Origin of the sequence: Leucothrix pacifica (assembly GCF_003172875.1) — a bacterium.
Classification (GTDB): domain Bacteria; phylum Pseudomonadota; class Gammaproteobacteria; order Thiotrichales; family Thiotrichaceae; genus Leucothrix; species Leucothrix pacifica.
In genome coordinates this window covers 1-16,857 of record NZ_QGKM01000095.1, presented here as the reverse complement: position 1 = coordinate 16,857, position 16,857 = coordinate 1, and the positions used below count along the sequence as shown (strand labels likewise).

Annotated in this window: 16 protein-coding genes and 1 rRNA gene; 7 read left to right on the top strand and 10 right to left on the bottom strand. The window is 47.4% G+C overall.

Annotation, left to right across the window (positions count from 1 at the left end):
- Nucleotides 1-49 precede the first annotated feature (49 nt).
- The 8 genes from xdhB to DKW60_RS21560 form a co-directional block, all read right to left on the bottom strand.
- Nucleotides 50-2,482: a xanthine dehydrogenase molybdopterin binding subunit gene (xdhB, locus tag DKW60_RS21595; RefSeq protein WP_109839737.1), complete on the bottom strand. Its 2,433-nt coding sequence runs from the start codon at nucleotides 2,480-2,482 to the stop codon at nucleotides 50-52.
- Nucleotides 2,479-4,077 carry a xanthine dehydrogenase small subunit gene (gene xdhA, locus DKW60_RS21590; protein ID WP_109839736.1) on the bottom strand — a complete coding sequence of 533 codons (1,599 nt, stop codon included), beginning with the start codon at nucleotides 4,075-4,077 and terminating at the stop codon, nucleotides 2,479-2,481. Before xdhA ends, xdhB begins: the two co-directional genes overlap by 4 nt.
- 79 nt (nucleotides 4,078-4,156) lie before the next feature.
- Entirely contained in the window at nucleotides 4,157-4,888 is a 732-nt protein-coding gene (locus DKW60_RS21585; protein ID WP_109839735.1) for an LrgB family protein, read from the bottom strand.
- Nucleotides 4,878-5,249, bottom strand: a complete 372-nt coding sequence (locus tag DKW60_RS21580) for a CidA/LrgA family protein (protein ID WP_109839734.1) — start codon at nucleotides 5,247-5,249, stop codon at nucleotides 4,878-4,880. The genes DKW60_RS21585 and DKW60_RS21580 overlap by 11 nt, the downstream gene beginning before the upstream one ends.
- Before the next feature lie 9 nt (nucleotides 5,250-5,258).
- Nucleotides 5,259-5,513 (bottom strand): DUF2164 domain-containing protein, encoded by a 255-nt coding sequence (locus DKW60_RS21575; protein ID WP_109839733.1) that lies wholly within the window; start codon nucleotides 5,511-5,513, stop codon nucleotides 5,259-5,261.
- Nucleotides 5,514-5,539: 26 nt separating this feature from the next.
- Nucleotides 5,540-6,478: a hypothetical protein gene (locus tag DKW60_RS21570; RefSeq protein ID WP_109839732.1), complete on the bottom strand. Its 939-nt coding sequence runs from the start codon at nucleotides 6,476-6,478 to the stop codon at nucleotides 5,540-5,542.
- Nucleotides 6,479-6,493: 15 nt separating this feature from the next.
- Complete coding sequence (dbpA, locus tag DKW60_RS21565; protein WP_109839731.1) at nucleotides 6,494-7,879, bottom strand: ATP-dependent RNA helicase DbpA; 1,386 nt, start codon at nucleotides 7,877-7,879, stop codon at nucleotides 6,494-6,496.
- Nucleotides 7,880-7,967: 88 nt separating this feature from the next.
- On the bottom strand, nucleotides 7,968-9,227 hold the full coding sequence (locus tag DKW60_RS21560) for an NYN domain-containing protein (protein WP_109839730.1): 1,260 nt from the start codon (nucleotides 9,225-9,227) through the stop codon (nucleotides 7,968-7,970).
- Between the two features lie 314 nt (nucleotides 9,228-9,541).
- On the opposite strand from DKW60_RS21560, the gene purU reads away from it, so the two are divergent.
- Nucleotides 9,542-10,408, top strand: coding sequence for a formyltetrahydrofolate deformylase (purU, locus tag DKW60_RS21555; RefSeq protein WP_109839729.1), 867 nt, complete (start codon nucleotides 9,542-9,544; stop codon nucleotides 10,406-10,408).
- Nucleotides 10,409-10,477: 69 nt separating this feature from the next.
- Complete coding sequence (locus DKW60_RS21550) at nucleotides 10,478-11,335, top strand: PA4780 family RIO1-like protein kinase (protein WP_109839728.1); 858 nt, start codon at nucleotides 10,478-10,480, stop codon at nucleotides 11,333-11,335.
- On the opposite strand, the gene DKW60_RS21545 is transcribed toward DKW60_RS21550, so the two are convergent.
- Nucleotides 11,280-12,050: a retron system putative HNH endonuclease gene (locus DKW60_RS21545; protein WP_109839727.1), complete on the bottom strand. Its 771-nt coding sequence runs from the start codon at nucleotides 12,048-12,050 to the stop codon at nucleotides 11,280-11,282. The two genes, DKW60_RS21550 and DKW60_RS21545, sit on opposite strands and share 56 nt — an antisense overlap.
- 222 nt (nucleotides 12,051-12,272) lie before the next feature.
- Between DKW60_RS21545 and DKW60_RS23855 the strand changes: the two genes are divergently transcribed.
- Together DKW60_RS23855 and DKW60_RS21535 are read left to right on the top strand one after the other, a co-directional pair.
- A complete protein-coding gene (locus DKW60_RS23855) occupies nucleotides 12,273-12,686 on the top strand; it encodes a ssr3402 family protein (protein ID WP_181389843.1) in 414 nt (137 codons plus the stop codon).
- Between the two features lie 434 nt (nucleotides 12,687-13,120).
- Complete coding sequence (locus DKW60_RS21535; RefSeq protein WP_245929759.1) at nucleotides 13,121-13,597, top strand: rhodanese-like domain-containing protein; 477 nt, start codon at nucleotides 13,121-13,123, stop codon at nucleotides 13,595-13,597.
- Between the two features lie 37 nt (nucleotides 13,598-13,634).
- Here DKW60_RS21535 and uraH read toward each other — a convergent pair whose 3' ends face one another.
- On the bottom strand, nucleotides 13,635-13,985 hold the full coding sequence (uraH, locus tag DKW60_RS21530; protein WP_109839726.1) for a hydroxyisourate hydrolase: 351 nt from the start codon (nucleotides 13,983-13,985) through the stop codon (nucleotides 13,635-13,637).
- Nucleotides 13,986-14,088: 103 nt separating this feature from the next.
- Here uraH and puuE point away from each other — a divergent pair, with 103 nt between their 5' ends.
- From puuE to DKW60_RS21515, 3 genes are all read left to right on the top strand, one after another.
- The gene (gene puuE, locus DKW60_RS21525) at nucleotides 14,089-15,030 is read left to right on the top strand and encodes an allantoinase PuuE (RefSeq protein WP_109839725.1); all 942 of its coding nucleotides are present in this window, start codon (nucleotides 14,089-14,091) and stop codon (nucleotides 15,028-15,030) included.
- A gap of 84 nt (nucleotides 15,031-15,114) precedes the next feature.
- Nucleotides 15,115-16,290, top strand: a complete 1,176-nt coding sequence (locus DKW60_RS21520; protein WP_109839757.1) for an acetate/propionate family kinase — start codon at nucleotides 15,115-15,117, stop codon at nucleotides 16,288-16,290.
- A 503-nt stretch (nucleotides 16,291-16,793) separates the two neighbouring features.
- Nucleotides 16,794-16,857: ribosomal RNA gene (locus tag DKW60_RS21515) — 16S ribosomal RNA — on the top strand; the annotation flags it as partial.

The window sequence follows — 16,857 nt, the reverse complement described above, 5'->3', positions numbered from 1 at the left end:
CTGAAGAATAAATTCAATATTTTTCAAAATAAATTTCAAAAAATGTCGATTAGGTAAATTCCCAAACTGCTCTTAAGATATTCTCAGGCGTAGCCGGTGCATTTAACTCCGGCTGACGAGCCAATCCTTCCGTCTTGTCAGCAGCATCACTACCTGCATTCCCAATCGCATCCCTGATCGCAAAAAACGCCGACATACCCAGTACCAGTGGCGGCTCACCAACCGCTTTTGAGCGCCGTATACTGTCTTCAACATTCTGGTTATTGAAGAGTTCCACGTGAAACTTTGTCGGATAATCATTCACTGCCGGAATTTTATACGTTGATGGTGCGTGAGTAGTCAGTTTACCTTGTTCATTCCAACACAGCTCTTCACTAGTCAGCCAGCCGACACCCTGAATATAAGCGCCTTCAATCTGCCCGCGGTCTATTGCAGGATTTATAGAGTTGCCGACATCATGCAGGATATCCGCTTGTAATAGCTTCATCTCGCCGGTTAATGTGTCGATAATGACTTCGGAGACGGCTGCGCCATAGGCAAAATAATAAAACGGGCTGCCGGTGAGTGTGCTGGCATCCCAATGTATTTTTGGTGTGGAGTAAAAGCCGTCAGACCAGAGTTGCACGCGTGCTTCATAGGCTTGGCGAATAATATCAGGGAAGCGGTAGTTCGCTTCGCTTGAGGTGACCGTATCATCAGCAAAATGGATGCTGTCTACCGTTACGCCATCACGCTCGGCTAAAAACGCGGTGATTTTTTGGCGAATCTGGCGCGCTGCATCCTGAGCCGCTTTGCCGTTGAGGTCGGTGCCGCTGGATGCTGCTGTCGCGGAGGTGTTCGGGACTTTGCTGGTGTTGGTTGCGGTGCTGCGAACGTGTTTGATGTGGATGCCGAGTTCATCAGCGACCGCGCGCTCAATTTTGCTGTGCAGGCCCTGTCCCATTTCTGTGCCGCCGTGATTGACCAGCACCGAGCCGTCGGTATAGATGTGTACCAAAGCGCCGGCTTGGTTGAAGTGCGGGACATTAAACGAGATGCCGAATTTGACCGGCGTTGCCGCGATGCCGCGTTTTAGCACCGGACTGGATTGGTTAAATTCACGGATAGCCGCACGACGCGCCGCATAGTCAGAGGACTTGAGTATGTCGTCAAATAAGCTCGGCATGACATTATCGACAATCACCTGACCATAAGGCGTGGTGCGAATGGTTGGGTCGGAGTCCGGTGTGCCGTAGAAATTAGCCGCGCGGATGTCTGCGGGTTCGCGCCCCAATTGACGCGCGACACTGTCAATGGCGTGTTCTATGGCGATGATGCCTTGCGGGCCACCAAAGCCACGAAATGCGGTATTGGATTGGGTATTGGTGCGCGCGCAGTAGGCTGCAATATCGGTATGTTCCAGATAGTAAGCATTATCCGAGTGGGTAATGGCGCGGGCAGCCACCGGGCCACTTAAGTCCGCGGAGAATCCGGCTTGTAGTGTCATGTCTAATTTGAATGCCAGCAACTTGCCGTAATCATCAAAACCGACCTCATAGTGATAATCAAAACCGTGGCGCTTACCGGTAATCATCATGTCATCGTCGCGGTCGAGGCGTAGTTTTACCGGACGATTCAACTTATGCGCAGCTATCGAGGCAGCGCAGGCAAACAAGGCGGACTGTGATTCTTTACCACCAAAGCCACCGCCCATGCGGCGTATTTCTACCGTGACCTGATTGTCCGGAATGTTCAATGCATGTGAGACAAGGTGCTGCATTTCGGTGGGATGTTGGGTCGAGCAGTGCAAATAGATGCCGCCGTCTTCGGTGGGCAGTGCGTAGCTTATTTGGCCTTCAAGATAGAAGTGGTCTTGCCCGCCAACGCTAAACGAGGCGCTTAAGCGGTGAGGGGCGTTTTCCAGTGCTTGTGCTGCTTCACCTCGGCTGAGATGCATGGGAGGGATGACTTTTTCATCCGCAGCTCGGGCGTCAGCTGTGGTGATATTTGCGGTTAAATCCTGATAATCAATGTTCGCTTTGCGACTGGCTTTGCGTGCGATATCAATGCTGTCAGCGACCACGATAAAGATCGGCTGACCCACATACTGCACGGTACCATCAGCCAGAATCGGGTCGTCTTTTATAATGGGGCCGCATTGATTATCGCCGGGGATATCCGCTGCCTGAATCACCGCAACTACGCCCGGAAAAGCCTCGACCTCGCTTAAATCGATATTGCTGATATCAGCATGGGCGCGCTCACTTAAGCCTAGTGCGGCATATAGCGTACCGGCTAGTTCCGGAATGTCGTCGATATAGGTGGCTTCACCAGCGACGTGAAGGGTTGCGGATTCATGAGGCGTTGAAATTCCCTTTGGTGCAGGTGCGCTTTTATCGATACTTGCCGATGCCGATGCCGATGCCGATGCCGATGCCGATGCCGATGCCGATGCCGATGTTGGGCTAGTTACGTGCTTTGTTTGTTCAGTCTGGGAACTCATGAGCGTGCCTCCTGAATGTAATCAAAGACATTCAGCGCGGTTTTATTCCTCGTTGCATTGCCCGTCGCATCGCCCGAAATGCTGTTGTTAGCATCATCCTCAACCGATTGCTGCGTATCCAGATAAAAGCGATACAACAAATTCTCCGCTGTCATCAGGCGATATTCCGCACTGGCGCGCATATCACTCAGAGGTTGATAGTCCTGCTGCATCAGTTGCATGGCTTTACGAACCGTTGCTTCATTCCAAACCTCGCCTTGCAGCGCAGTCATCGTGTGATGCGCTTGTTTAGGAGTTGCAGCCATTCCACCGTAGGCAATATTTATATCCGCAACCTTGTCAGCAGATAGCTTCAGGCTAAAGGCCGCGCACACTGCTGAGATGTCCTGATCAAAACGTTTGGATAGTTTATAAGAGCGCACCTGTTGGTTTTCAGTTGGCTTTGGAATGTGTATCAGCTCAACAAACTCACCCTTGGCCAAGTCCTTCTTTTGATAATCCAGATAGAACTTGTCCAATGCTATGTCTCTGCGCTGCTTGCCTTTGCGCAAGGACAGGTGAGTGCCTAATGTAATTAATACCGGCATCGAGTCACCGATGGGGGAGCCATTGGCAATATTGCCCCCTAACGTGCCGGCATTACGCACCTGAACTGAGCTGAATCGTCGCCATAATTCGCTAAGTGTTGGGTAATGCTGGTTAAGTCTTTTAAATGCATCAGTCAATGTCACACCTGCACCTATCGTCAGGCCATCTGCTGTTTCTTTGATCTGCTGTAGTTCGCTGATACTTCCAAGGTAAATCACATGATTCAGAATGCGATGTTGTTTGGTCACCCACAGCCCGACATCTGTGCCGCCGGCTAGTAAAGTGGCCTCCGGATTTTCCAGCGATAAATCAGCAAGTTGCTCGGTCGTATTGGGTGCTGAGTAGGTTTTAATCTGTCCATCAATCGGTGAGATTGACTGCAGTTGTAGTGACTTGCTCGGGGTTATCGATTGTAATTGTTCAATCAGCTGCTGTTCTTGTTCACTAATGTCATCGCACACACCTGGCAAGGTAAACCAGGCATCGTTAGCATTTAGTTGATACATGTCTTGAGCTGCCTGAACGATCGGCTTGTAGCCGGTGCAGCGACATAAATTACCACTCAGATGATCGTGAATTTCTTTACGACTTGGCGAGGTATTGCCTTTATACAATGCAAATAACGACATCACAAAACCGGGTGTGCAGAAGCCACATTGAGAGCCGTGTGTATTAATCATCGCTTGCTGGGCAGGATGTAAATGCTTGTTAGGAGAGGCCTGTTTCAGGGATTCTATAGTGAAAAGAGCTTTACCGTGAAGGGTGGCTAAAAACTGAATACAGGCATTCACCGCGCGCAGCCGGATGCGTCCATTATGCAATTCGCCGATGACCACAGTACAAGCGCCGCAGTCGCCCTCAGCACAGCCTTCTTTACTGCCGGTACGTCGCAGGGTTTCCCGCAGGTAGTTGAGTGCGGTGGTGGTCGGGCCGATATTGTTCAGGCTAATAATCTGGCCATCCAGAACAAACTGCAGGGTGTTGTCTGTGGATTTTGAGTGACTCATGCTTAGCCCTTATTTAAGTGGTTTTATTGGTTTAGGGAGTGCTTTGGTACACTTTTAATCTAATTGTTAAGTCTGGGAATTACAAGCCCAAAACAGTAATCAACCAAGGCAATATCACTGCGGTTGTAAAGGCAGACAAGGCCATTGCTAAGCCTGAAAATGCGCCCATTTCTGCGCTGACATGAAAGGCGCGCGCTGTTCCTATACCATGTGCAGTGACTCCCATGGCAATGCCTTTAATGCTGTCATCGTTTATGCCCAGTAGCGCCAGAATTTTGGTGCCAAAAGTTGCCCCTAAAATGCCTGTAATAACCACCAGAACGGCAGTGAGGGAAGGGAGGCCGCCAATTTTTTCTGAAATCCCCATGGCGACCGGAGCGGTTACTGATTTGGGTGCCAGTGATAGTTGTGTCTGCAAGCTGGCGCCGAATAAGCGCGCAATGTAAACCGAGCTTAATGCGCCGATCGTCACGCCACTGAGTATGGCAATAGTGACGGGCAGCCAGACTTTTTTCAGTTTAGAAAACTGTTGGTATAGGGGAATTGCCAGTGCGACGGTAGCAGGTCCTAACAGGAAGTGTACGAACTGACCGCCTTCAAAATAAGCTTCATAGCTGGTATCGGTCAGCATTAAAAAAGCAATCAGGGTGATTACGGAAGTGGCGACCGGGTTAAGTAACGGAGAGTGATTCGCCCACACATATAAACGATACGCGAGGCTGTAGGCTACCATTGTGATGGTCAATCCGACTAGGGGTGAGGCCGCTAGGTAGACCCAAATTGTTGATAGATCACTGGTTTCAGTGGGCATCGTGACCACCTGATTTGCCGAGCAAACGGTTACAACCCAACATAATTAAAGCCGTCGCCACAAAGGTAATGACAGCGCTGAGGATAATAGCAATGCTGATCGGTAGCCATTCATTCCCGATGCGCTCGAAGTGCACCATCATTCCAACGCCTGCCGGTATGAACAGGAGTGATAAGTGACTGAGGAGTGTGCTGGCGGCTGTATCGAGTGACTCAGGTGTTTTGTGACGAATTAATAAGGTTACGAACAACAGAATCATTCCCATCACAGGGCCGGGGACTGCGAGCTCAAGGTATAACACAGTGACCTCCCCAACCAATTGATAAATCAGCAGGATCGTCAGGCCGTTTAAAAAACTCATTGGTTTGGTTTAGCGCGCAAAAGTGGTCGGTTTTTCTATTTCGTAGATGGCGTCTGTCAGGCTGGTGAGACGCTCTTCGATCAAGCCTTTGGCGTCGTTCAGGCCTTGATTATAGTAATAGGCACCGACCTCGTGGGAGAAAAAATCCAACAGAAACTCAGCGTCAAAGCCACCGATTTCCTGCCCTAACTCTTCATCGAAGTAGCGTTGGATTTTATCAACAATGACTGATTTTTCTTCAGCTGAAAATTCGATATCTGCCATGTAATTGCTCCCTTAAGCATTGAGGACTAATCGTCGTCTTTGTCAGGCCCTTTGCCATCTTCAAGTTTATTTTTGCCCATAAACCCTTCCCAGGTCCGTTTTGCGTCACCGCGAAAAGCAGCGGCCAGCAACATCACAATCAGAATAACGATGGGGAAGTAGTACCAGAAAAAGACTACGAAGGCGCCGATGCCATTCCACTCCCACAACGATGTTGCAGAGATGTAGGCCAGTATAGAGCTGAGAAACGGAACCAATCCTAATACAAAGGCCAGTGGTGCGGCGATTAATCCGTGCAGGTCGATGGTTTCCGTCAGCCAGTCGTAGATGGCGAAGCCAATCAATACTGCCATAATGAAGTAGATGGATACCCAGGCGCAGCCGAGGCGGTTTTTCCACTTGCCTGAGCGACGCTCAAACAGCAGCTGCATTTGATAAAAGATGCGTCGGGCGTCTGCTCCCTTGATCGAAGGGAAAACGGTCTGAAGCATTTCAGAGCCTTTCATCACACCTGTTTCGGTGTCTCGCAGCAGTTTATTCACATCAGCCGGAAACAGCGGGCGCAGTACTTCCATATCCTCTGAGCTGGCTTCCTGACAGAGAAATGATTCTAACGATTCACTTGCCGCATCCACTCTTAGTTTTTCATCGCGCCACTCTTTTCGACCGGCTTTGAGGAAAGCGGTGTAGTCAGCGACGAGTTTATATTCGCCGTTATAGCGTTTGCGCAATACCTCAAACTGTATTCCGGCTCGCGATAAAGCCGTGAAAGACTGACCCAGTGCCTTTAACTCGTCTTCAAAAAATAATTCACCGTTGCGATGTGGATTGGCTACGGTAATCTCATCGCCAATTTGCAAAGGGTTATTGGTGTCGCGTGGTGGCGTTCCAAGCGTGGTTTCGAATAGCTTTAGCGCATCACCATCACGCGGTAATCCGCAGATTTTTAAAACGTAGACAAACATACAGTTCCCCGGATCTTAGTTTCGTACTTGTCTGGCACGAAAGGTACGTCCTTTTAATTTTCCTGCACTCAACTTTCTTAGTGCTGGCCGGATAGCGTCATTATTCACGGCAACATAAGCCCAGTTATCAAAAATATGAATCTTACCCACTTGATTACCAGCGATTCCTTTTTCACCGGTCAATGCGCCCAGAACATCACCCGGACGAATTTTTTGCTTTTTACCACCATCAATCAGAATGGTACTCATGACAGGTTGCACAGGGGATTGATCCAGCAAGCTGACAGGCGGGAGTTCTTCCGTATCATTGATAGGGTCAATATCGCCGTCCAGCAGAGCAACACGGTGTGCTTCTGATTCTGCGTAAAGTGAGCAGGCGATGCCTTTACTGCCTGCACGCCCTGTTCTACCGATGCGATGCAAGTGGACTTCAGGGTCGTGAGCGATATGGTAGTTAATCACCATGTCGATGCCGTCAATATCCAATCCACGTGCGGCCACGTCGGTTGCAACCAAAATAGAGACGCTTTTATTGGCAAATCGTACCAGTGTCTTGTCTCTGTCACGCTGTTCAAGGTCACCATGCAGTGCCAGCGCACTAAAGCCGTTTTGCATTAGGGCATCTGCAACATCCTGAGTTTCCCGTTTAGTGTTACAAAACACCACGGCTGACTCTGGACGAAAATGTTGTAGTATCAGGCGTAGTGCGGTGAGGCGGTACGGCTCAGTAATGGTGTAGAAGTGCTGCGTAATCACACTGTTATCGTGTAATGCCGGTGCTTTTACCAACACCGGATCAACCATAATCGCATTGGCAATCCGCTTGATTTGCTTGGGGAACGTGGCGCTGAATAATAGCGTCTGGCGTTGACGCGGTGTCTTTTCGATAATGGCGTCGATGGTATCCTGAAAGCCCATTTCCAGCATACGATCCGCTTCGTCTAACACCAGCGTATGAACATGATCTAAGGCCAGCGTACCACGACGCAGGTGATCATCAATTCGTCCGGGTGTACCGATAATAATGTGCGCGCCATGTTCCAGCGAGCCTGCTTGCGGGCCGAACGGCATTCCACCGCATAATGTGAGCACTTTGATATTGTGAATTGCCCGACCGAGTGAGCGGATTTCTTTGGCGACCTGATCGGCTAATTCCCGGGTAGGGCACATTACCAGTGCCTGTATGCGGAAACGTTTTACTTCAAGGCTGTTAAGTATCCCCAGACCAAACGCTGCGGTCTTACCGGAACCAGTTTTACCCTGTCCTATCACGTCTTTGCCAGCCAGAATATCCGGCAAACTCAACGCTTGAATAGGGGTCATCTCCTGATAGTTCAGAGACTTTAAGTTCTCCAATAGTTCAGGATGCAGCGATAATGATGAAAAAGCGGTCTGGCTCACGAGGTAATTCCTATTAGGTGGGGAGCCTAATGGCTCCGGCCACCTAGTTTACAACGTTTAGATACCGCTAGGGGCTAAAATTATCGTTTTAACCGCTCGGGGTGGTCAGTTTTGTACTCGCATCCGAGATCATGCGTTCCAGCTGATTATCGGTGTAGTGTCCATACAGCAGGCTATGAATGTCGTCGCAGTCGATGATCTGACAGTTCTCTTCGATACTGGCGAGTAATCGGGTAAGTAGGGAAAAGTCGATATCTCTGAGGTAGTTATCTCTTTTTTCCAGCTTCCATAACTTGCTTTCGGGGGCATCTTCCTCGATTTTCAGGCTGAGGGTAAACAGTCCTGATTTCATAAAGATCGTCACACAATTGCGGATGATCGACCAACTCACTTCATCCTTCAGGTGTTTGACTAATGTATCTTCCATGTCGTGTCGGCTCAGAGGTTCCAGCTCTGCTAATGAGTGATAGACACGTATTAAGGGATGCTTGGCGACAGGGTGCCAGTGTCGTGAACGCAAGAAGCGCTGATACATATCACTGGTACTTTCCTTGTTTTCCAGTAAGGCAGGTTTAGATTCCGGTTTTTCTGCGCCACAATTCGGTACGACGCTATGTTTAGTCACTGCATCTGTACTACCGGTTGATGCCGGTTTTTTGCGGTCGATATAGGCGATCATCTCCCGACTGCCTGAAATGGGCGTCAAATGAATAGCAGGAATGTATTCTAAAAACTTTCGGAAAGTGGCAAAGCCATGTTTTTTCTCGTCAAAGCTGGGGTCCAATTCCAGCATGCGTTTTTTCAGTTCCAGGCATTGTGCATAGCCGTTTAAGTTGCGCAGCGTATTACGTGCCAGTGCTGCAGCTCGGTTGTAACCACTACCGGTTTCGCGTGAAGGTCTGGTGTGTGTATCGGTGTAAATATATTGTGAGCAAGAGGATGCGACACTTTTGCTCAGTGGAGATTTGGGGCCAACGCCGATGACTTCCTTACCCATATTACGCAACTTGCGAAACAGTGGAGAGAAGTCGGAATCGCCTGTAGCCAGTACGTAGCAGTCGATTTCTGGCATGCGTATCGCACACTCAACGACATCGATGGTTAATTGAATATCAGCCGAGTTCTTTCCGCTGATTGGGTGGAAACTATGTGATAAATCGAAGCCAAGTTTGTCGAGACTCACCTGTAGCGAACTGATACTTGCATTTGACCAGTTACCATAGGCTTTGCGCACAATCACAGAACCTTTCTTATTCAGATCCTCGAATAAGTCATCCGGTCCGCTGTGCTTGACCCAGTGGGTTAGGTTTTCAACATCAACAAAAACAGCAATGTTTGAAGCATTCATAATATATCCCCTTGTTTCGCCGGCTTATAGATATTTATTTATTATTGGGCTGAGCAGGTCTTACTATTTCATGCAGTTCACCTCCTATCATAAGATTTAAAGAAGAGACACATTTAGAATATACAGCAGAGCGCTTATCGGGCAAGCCATAAAAGTTAAACTTTTCTTCATACAGGTGACTATCCGACGAATGAAGTTTTTAGCTATTACTAAAACGCCCTCTCGGTATTAGCATTTATCGTACATCAGACACTGGTCGATATTTGATTTAGTGTTTACTATTCTGTTTTCGCTAAATCATTCGGAAGATGACTATGAGCAATCCACAGAGCCAACATTTTGTATTGAAAGCTAGCTCACCAGCCACAAGTGGTGTGATAGCAAAAGTGACGACTTATCTTGCAGGGCACGGTTGTTACATCAGTGAACTATCTCAGTTTGATGATCAGGAGACCGGTCACTTCTTCATGCGCGCGGTGTGTGAGATTACTGAAGGGGATCATACGATTGATTCCATTGAGGCTGGCTTTGGCGACGTGGCTGAGTCGTTTGATATGAAATTTAGTTTTCACGATAGCAAACAACCCGTTAAGACGCTGATCATGGTGAGTCAGCACGATCATTGTTTGGATGATTTGTTGTATCGCCACCGTAAGGGTGAATTAGCGATTGAGATTACGGCAATCGTATCCAACCATCTTGATCTTCGCCCGATGGCTGAGCGTGAAGGTATTCGCTTTATCTATTTGCCGGTAACCAAAGAAAATAAGCCGCAGCAAGAAGAAGAGCTGATGAAAGTGATTGATGAGACTAAGACGGATCTTGTTGTACTTGCGCGTTATATGCAGATTCTCAGTAACAAGTTATGTGCATCTTTGCGAGGCCGTGCGATCAATATTCATCACTCGTTCTTACCCGGCTTCAAAGGTGCGCGTCCTTATTATCAGGCATTCGACCGTGGTGTTAAGTTGATTGGTGCAACAGCACACTATGTGACGGCAGATCTTGATGAAGGCCCGATCATTGATCAGGCTGTACAACGTGTTGATCATACTTACGGCCCTAAGCAGTTGACCGCAACAGGTCGTGATACTGAAACTGTTGCTTTGGCTAAGGCTGTTCAGTTGCATACACAGCATCGCGTATTTCTGGATGGCAATAAGACGGTTATTTTTAGTTAAGTTACCGATATTGCTGCATTCATTCTGCTTTTTATTCCATCGCTCCGCTAAATTCGGTATAAAGGCGCGATGAAGATTCCTAAGAGACTCCAGCCCCTCGTCGATGATGGCTTGATTGATGAGGTGCTTAGCCGCTTGATGAGTGGTAAAGAGGCAGACGTTTATGTTGTGCGTAGTGGTGATGAACTACGTTGTGCAAAAGTTTATAAAGAAGCGGCTAAACGCAGTTTCAAAAAGGCCGCTCAATATACCGAAGGACGCAAAGTCCGAAATAGTCGTCGTCAGCGTGCGATGGAGAAAGGCTCTAAATTCGGTCGCAAAGAACAAGAACAGATTTGGCAAAATGCTGAAGTAGACGCTTTATATCAGCTGGCAGATGCGGGTGTGCGCGTGCCAGAACCTCGCGGCTGCATGGATGGTGTCTTGCTGATGGAGCTGGTTGTCGATGAAAACGGCGATGTCGCCCCGCGGTTGGGGGATGTGATGATGACAGACCTTGAGGCGATTGGTCATCATGCGTTTGTGATGCAGGATGTGGTTCGTATGCTATGTGCCGGTATCGTTCATGGTGATTTATCTGAGTTTAACGTGCTACTGGATGAGTACGGCCCGGTAATTATTGACCTGCCGCAAGCTGTAAATGCGTCGGCCAATAATAATGCCAAAGCGATGTTGGAGCGTGATGTTGACAATATGACGAAATACTTTGGTCAGTTCGCACCGGATTTATTAGAGACAAATTTTGGTAAAGAAATCTGGCAACTGTTTGAAGATGGCAAACTCCGGCCGGATACTGTGTTGACCGGTGAGTACGAAGAAAGTGAAGAGGCCGCGGATGTTGATGGGGTGATGATCCAGATTCAGGAGGCTTTCAAAGAAGAGCAGGAGCGTTTGGAGCGAATTCGTCAGGCAAATGAGGGTGATTAATCATTAATGACCGGTAGCGTTTGAGTAGCTGCTGTTTGGCGGTGTAAAACTCGGGCAGTCGCCTGTCCGTTGGGTTTAATACTGTGGCTGTGAGCTCAGTGAAAGCGCGCTCAGCGTGTTCATCCGGTTGGTTGCTGTCTATGTTCAGATTAGCCAGAAGCGTTGTGATTTTTTGCTCCAATGCAGACAGCTGTTTTAAGCGTGCATCCACTAAGTATTCGCAATTTAGATTCAATGCCAAAATGGTTTTGGTGGCTTTGCGCTGATCTGTTTCATTCAGGTCTTGACTGGGATATACCTTCCCTGTGGTTGCGGAGTATTCGAAATACCTTTCGCAGCGCTCATCATAGGGCGTGATAAACCAATCATCTGCATAGTTACTTTTTTTGAAATGTCCTGCGAAGCGTTGTTCTTCCGGCAGGTGTCCGGAGTAATCATCAGCCAGTATTGACAGCACTAAGTTATTGGGTAGAAAAGTGCGCTCAGGAAAGCGACTGCGTGGTGCGATGTGTTCCAGATGACTCCCAAGTTGTCTGTCATCTAAAGATAGCTCGGTGTATGCACACAGGCCCTGTTGTATTTTATAACAAGATTTTCGAGTGTCTTTTTTATTAAATCGACGCCAGGCACGTTTTGCACTAAGCTCATCAGTTGGCGCATTATTGCGTTTATTCTTTAAGCGTTTACAATCAGGGTGTCGTTTTAAATAGCGCATGAATAGCTTTTTTACATTCTAATAAGTTTAATGTATGAGTGGTTCACTAATATTTTTCTTAAATTCGAGAATATTGCAGACATTTCTGTTAGTACCTGATCGCAGCTATTTAATTTAGACAAACTAGCTAAAAAAGCAACAAAAACAAACTGCCAATTCCATAAAATACTGCTATAAATAAGGAGTTAGCCCCCGATAACAAACAATATGGAGATTGGAAAAATGAGTCCGAAGATAGGGAGTTTAGCTCGTATCGGGCGGCATTTATTCGCATGGATGCTGTTCATTTTCGCTGGAATATCACACGCTGCATTACCCCCGCAGCATCAAAATGAAAAAGACTTGGCCGTTATTATGGAATACATCAGTGCCAATCCGGAAGTATTATCCGGTTTACAGGCGATTGATTTAGCTTCGATGTCGGTTTATTACGGTGACGGTTGTAGTGCACGATTTGCCCGTCAGTTTGTTGACCGCCCGGCAGGATGGACTGGTCCGGCGGCACCACTAGAGTTTATTGAAGCGAGTTGCCCTGAGCCAATGGATATGCTGAGTGAAGCAGACGATATTGGTGGAATTACCGATCGTGCCACCAGTGCCTGTGATATGGAAGTCAAAGAAGAAGCTTGTCAGTAATCCCTTACCTTAGTGGTTTGGTTATGTATCAGTTTTAGCACATCAAGCGTTCGATAGCGCTTAGTTGTCTTGCCAGAACCCTGATTCCTGTTTGACTGTGAATAGTGAATCGCCTCCTTATACGCTTTCCCTGCCGCAACAAGTTCCCCTGTGCGCCTGAGTAATTCAGCGCGTGCAGGGCTAGTAGTTGTTTAAGCTTTATAAATTACTTGTTACTTTTTCTTGCATTAGCATAACACTCCATCGGGACTATTCCGTGTGGCTGAGTCGCAGGCTATAGTCCAATTTAATTTCCGGAATTACAAAAGCTGCAATAAGCATTTCAGTGTCAGGACGGATTCGTGCAGAGGCATAGCCAAAAAGCTTCTGTCAATAGGTTTTAACAGGCTTGCCGGCCTCTCACTAGAAAAAATAGTCAGTAAAGGAGCATAAGAGTGGCTGCCAAAACATTTAAGATGATGATCGCCGAACAGTTAGCGGAAATTCAGGAGCTATTTCCCTGGGATATCGAGGATTTTTTAACGCAGTCGCCAGAGACACTGATTGTCGATATTCGAGAGAGTGAGGAGGTTGCGACCGGAGCGATCAAAGAGTCAATTCATGTGCCACGAGGGGTACTGGAGTCAGCATGTGATTGGGGATACTCCGATACTGTACCGGCGTTAGTACAGGCACGTGACAAACCCGTTGTGTTGGTGTGTCGCTCAGGTAATCGCAGTGCTCTGGCTGCATACACGCTGCAGCTAATGGGATATACACAAGTATATTCATTGAAAACTGGCATTCGTGGCTGGAATGATGACGAACTTCCGCTGTATGACAAGGAAGGTCGGCAGGTTGATGTCGATGTCACGGAGGAGTTATTAAGTCCTCCGGTACGTGCAGATCAGCTTGGCCCGGCATCCGTTTGATTAATAAAGCCAGTGTTAAAGTGTATCTGGTTTTTTATTAACTACCCCGATAAGTAGAGTAACTCCAGGGAGATGCCAAAAGAGGCACGTGGTAGTGCTGGTCAGTATTGGCAATACCAAAGCGCAACACAACCTCATCGACAAAGGCCGGATCATCCATCGGTACATTTAATTTGCGAAAGTACTCGCCGATATCAAATTCAATTTCATAGGTTCCGCTACTCATAATTGCCTCGTCCAATAAGGGAGAGTTCAGACGTCCATCCGCATTAGTCGTATCTGATTTCACCAATATGCGTTCGCTACCGATACTAAAAAGTCTGACAGCAACACCGCTCGCTGGTTTACCATGTGCCGTGTCTAAAATGTGCGTAGTTAATTTACCCATGAATTGATTACTCCTTTTTATTCAATCTAACGCTGCAAGTGAGTAATATCAACTGGTAATAATCACAGCTAACATCATTCCTCTCTCACAGGAGCAACAGAATATGAGCCAAGCAAATCATCCGAACACAGACTATCCACGAGATCTGATTGGTTATGGTGGTAAACCACCGCAGGCTAATTGGCCGGGTAATGCGCGAATTGCGGTGCAGTTTGTGCTGAACTACGAGGAAGGTGGTGAAAATTGTGTATTGCATGGGGATGCTGGTTCTGAGCAGTTCTTGTCAGAAATTATTGGTGCGCAGGCGTATCCTGACAGACACTTAAGCATGGAGTCGATTTATGAGTATGGCTCACGTGCGGGAGTGTGGCGTATTTTGAAAGCGTTTGAGCAGCATAATATGCCGTTGACTATTTTTGGTGTGGCGATGGCGTTACAGCGTCACCCCGAGTTAACCAAGGCATTTATTGAGCAGGGACATGAGATTGCTTGTCATGGGTTGCGTTGGATTCATTATCAGGAAATGCCGGAAGAGCAGGAGCGTGAACACATGCGGGAGGCGATTCAGATTCTTGAGTCGTTAACCGGCAGCAAACCGAAGGGATGGTACACAGGGCGTGATAGCCCAAATACCCGACGCTTACTGGTTGAAGAGGGCGGCTTTACCTACGATTCTGATTATTACGGGGATGATCTTCCACTGTGGACAGAGGTCAAAACCAGATCCGGATCAATGCAGCCGCATCTAATTGTCCCCTATACTCTGGACACGAATGATATGCGTTTCGCAACACCGCAAGGATTTAACAGTGGTGATCAGTTCTTTAGTTACCTGAAAGACTCCTTTGACGTGTTGTATGAAGAGGGTGAAACCGAACCGAAAATGTTATCGATAGGTTTACATTGCAGACTCGCAGGACGCCCGGGTCGTTTTGCCGCACTCAAGCGTTTTCTTGAATACATCACACAGCACGATCGTGTTTGGGTGGCCAGACGTATCGATATTGCAGAACATTGGATGAAGCATCATCCCTATCAGGGGTAGTCGGATTATTCGTCATCAGGAGGCGGGATTCATCATGGTGTCATCGATGGATGATAATGTATGTATAAAAACCATGAGATTAATATGAACAAAGCAATTTTGATATTTAATGCCGGCTCATCCAGTATTAAGTTTGTACTCTACAGCCCTGAAGACTGTGATCTGTTAGCAAAAGGGTCGATTGATGAGATTGTTTCCGGTGCACCGAGCTTCCAGATAAAGGTCGATAATGAAGCGTGGTTCAACGAGATTGGGTGTGTACCCCAGACGGGTTCGCATCAGGCACTTAGCTACTGGCTAATGAGTTATTTGCATAATGTGGAATCATTAGAGCTTCTGGCGGCGGGTCACCGCGTTGTTCATGGTGGAATGGTGTTTAGTGAGCCAGCGTTAGTCACACCCGAAGTGATTCGCCAGCTGGAGGAATACACACCACTCGCCCCGAATCATCAACCACATAGTCTGGCGGCCATTGCTGCTATATCCTCAGAATGGCCTGAGTTAAAACAAGTTGTTTGTTTTGATACTGCATTTCATCGTGATCAGCCGTTGGTCGCGCATCAATTCGCAATTCCTCGCGCACTGACAGACGAAGGCGTTATTCGATACGGCTTTCATGGATTGTCATATCAATACATTGCAAACGTGTTACCAACCGTTGCTGGTCCACGTGCTAATGGTAAGGTCATTGTGGCTCATCTTGGTAACGGCGCCAGTTTATGTGCAATGCGTGAACGTAAGAGTGTTGCCAGTACGATGGGGTTTAGTGCGCTGGATGGCCTTATGATGGGACGTCGCTGCGGCAGTATAGATGCGGGGGTCGTTTTTTATCTGCAAAGGCACCACAACAAGTCATTAGAAGAAGTTGAGGATATACTTTACAGGCAGTCCGGTTTGTTGGGTGTTTCCGGTATTAGTTCAGATGTCCGGGAGCTTCAGGCTAATAAGTCCGTTGAGGCACGACAGGCTTTAGATCTGTTTACCTATAGAGCAGCTTGTGAAATTGGTTCGTTGGCTTCCTCACTCTCCGGCTTAGAGGTACTGGTTTTCACAGCAGGTATTGGAGAGCACTCGGCTATGATACGCCGCAAGATTTGTGAACGTTGTGCCTGGTTGGGGGTTGATATTGATGTCAGTGCAAATGAGGCGAATCAATTGAAGATCAGTAGTTCACGATCTGGTGTTGACGTTTATGTCATTCCAACCAACGAAGAGATCGAGATCGCTGAGTCAACGCGAGACCACATATCTGGTATTTAATGCGGCGTGATGGCTGCATGCGAGCGTGGTGAATCGTAGGCTGTTTCATCAACCTAAACATCACGCTCATTACTTCTTTCAAACTAATTTCAAATTAATTCAAAACAGTCGTTGACAGCCTCCGGAATCTGTCTATAATGCGCCGCTCCTTACGACGCAAAGCATGTTGCTCTGCAGTTGTTAAGCATTTGAATTAACAGGTCTTATTCGTTAATTCAGGATTGTTTGAGTGAGTTGTTTTTAAAGTGTTTACTTCGAAAATAAATCACAAAAAATGATTGACAGAATTTGAGGGTTGTATAGAATACGCCTCCTCGCTGAGATAGAGATCTTGGCAGCTAATTAACAATCTAGACCAAATAACTTGTGTGGGGATTTGTAGCTTGCAATAGACTGCAAGAAGCAATGAACCTAACGGACGTTAATTTTTGATTATACGTATTAAGTTAGGATTTAAAGCTTCAGCTTAAAAGATTTAACGGCATTTATGTCGTGACACTATTTAACTGAAGAGTTTGATCCTGGCTCAGATTGAACGCTGGCGGCATGCTTAACACATGCAAGTCG

Coding starts and splice junctions, on each gene's coding strand:
- xdhB (WP_109839737.1), bottom strand. CDS start 2,482: ATGAGTTCCCAGACTGAACAAACAAAGCACGTAACTAGCCCAACATCG.
- xdhA (WP_109839736.1), bottom strand. CDS start 4,077: ATGAGTCACTCAAAATCCACAGACAACACCCTGCAGTTTGTTCTGGAT.
- DKW60_RS21585 (WP_109839735.1), bottom strand. CDS start 4,888: ATGCCCACTGAAACCAGTGATCTATCAACAATTTGGGTCTACCTAGCG.
- DKW60_RS21580 (WP_109839734.1), bottom strand. CDS start 5,249: ATGAGTTTTTTAAACGGCCTGACGATCCTGCTGATTTATCAATTGGTT.
- DKW60_RS21575 (WP_109839733.1), bottom strand. CDS start 5,513: ATGGCAGATATCGAATTTTCAGCTGAAGAAAAATCAGTCATTGTTGAT.
- DKW60_RS21570 (WP_109839732.1), bottom strand. CDS start 6,478: ATGTTTGTCTACGTTTTAAAAATCTGCGGATTACCGCGTGATGGTGAT.
- DKW60_RS21560 (WP_109839730.1), bottom strand. CDS start 9,227: ATGAATGCTTCAAACATTGCTGTTTTTGTTGATGTTGAAAACCTAACC.
- purU (WP_109839729.1), top strand. CDS start 9,542: ATGAGCAATCCACAGAGCCAACATTTTGTATTGAAAGCTAGCTCACCA.
- DKW60_RS21550 (WP_109839728.1), top strand. CDS start 10,478: ATGAAGATTCCTAAGAGACTCCAGCCCCTCGTCGATGATGGCTTGATT.
- DKW60_RS21545 (WP_109839727.1), bottom strand. CDS start 12,050: ATGCGCTATTTAAAACGACACCCTGATTGTAAACGCTTAAAGAATAAA.
- DKW60_RS23855 (WP_181389843.1), top strand. CDS start 12,273: ATGAGTCCGAAGATAGGGAGTTTAGCTCGTATCGGGCGGCATTTATTC.
- uraH (WP_109839726.1), bottom strand. CDS start 13,985: ATGGGTAAATTAACTACGCACATTTTAGACACGGCACATGGTAAACCA.
- puuE (WP_109839725.1), top strand. CDS start 14,089: ATGAGCCAAGCAAATCATCCGAACACAGACTATCCACGAGATCTGATT.
- DKW60_RS21520 (WP_109839757.1), top strand. CDS start 15,115: ATGAACAAAGCAATTTTGATATTTAATGCCGGCTCATCCAGTATTAAG.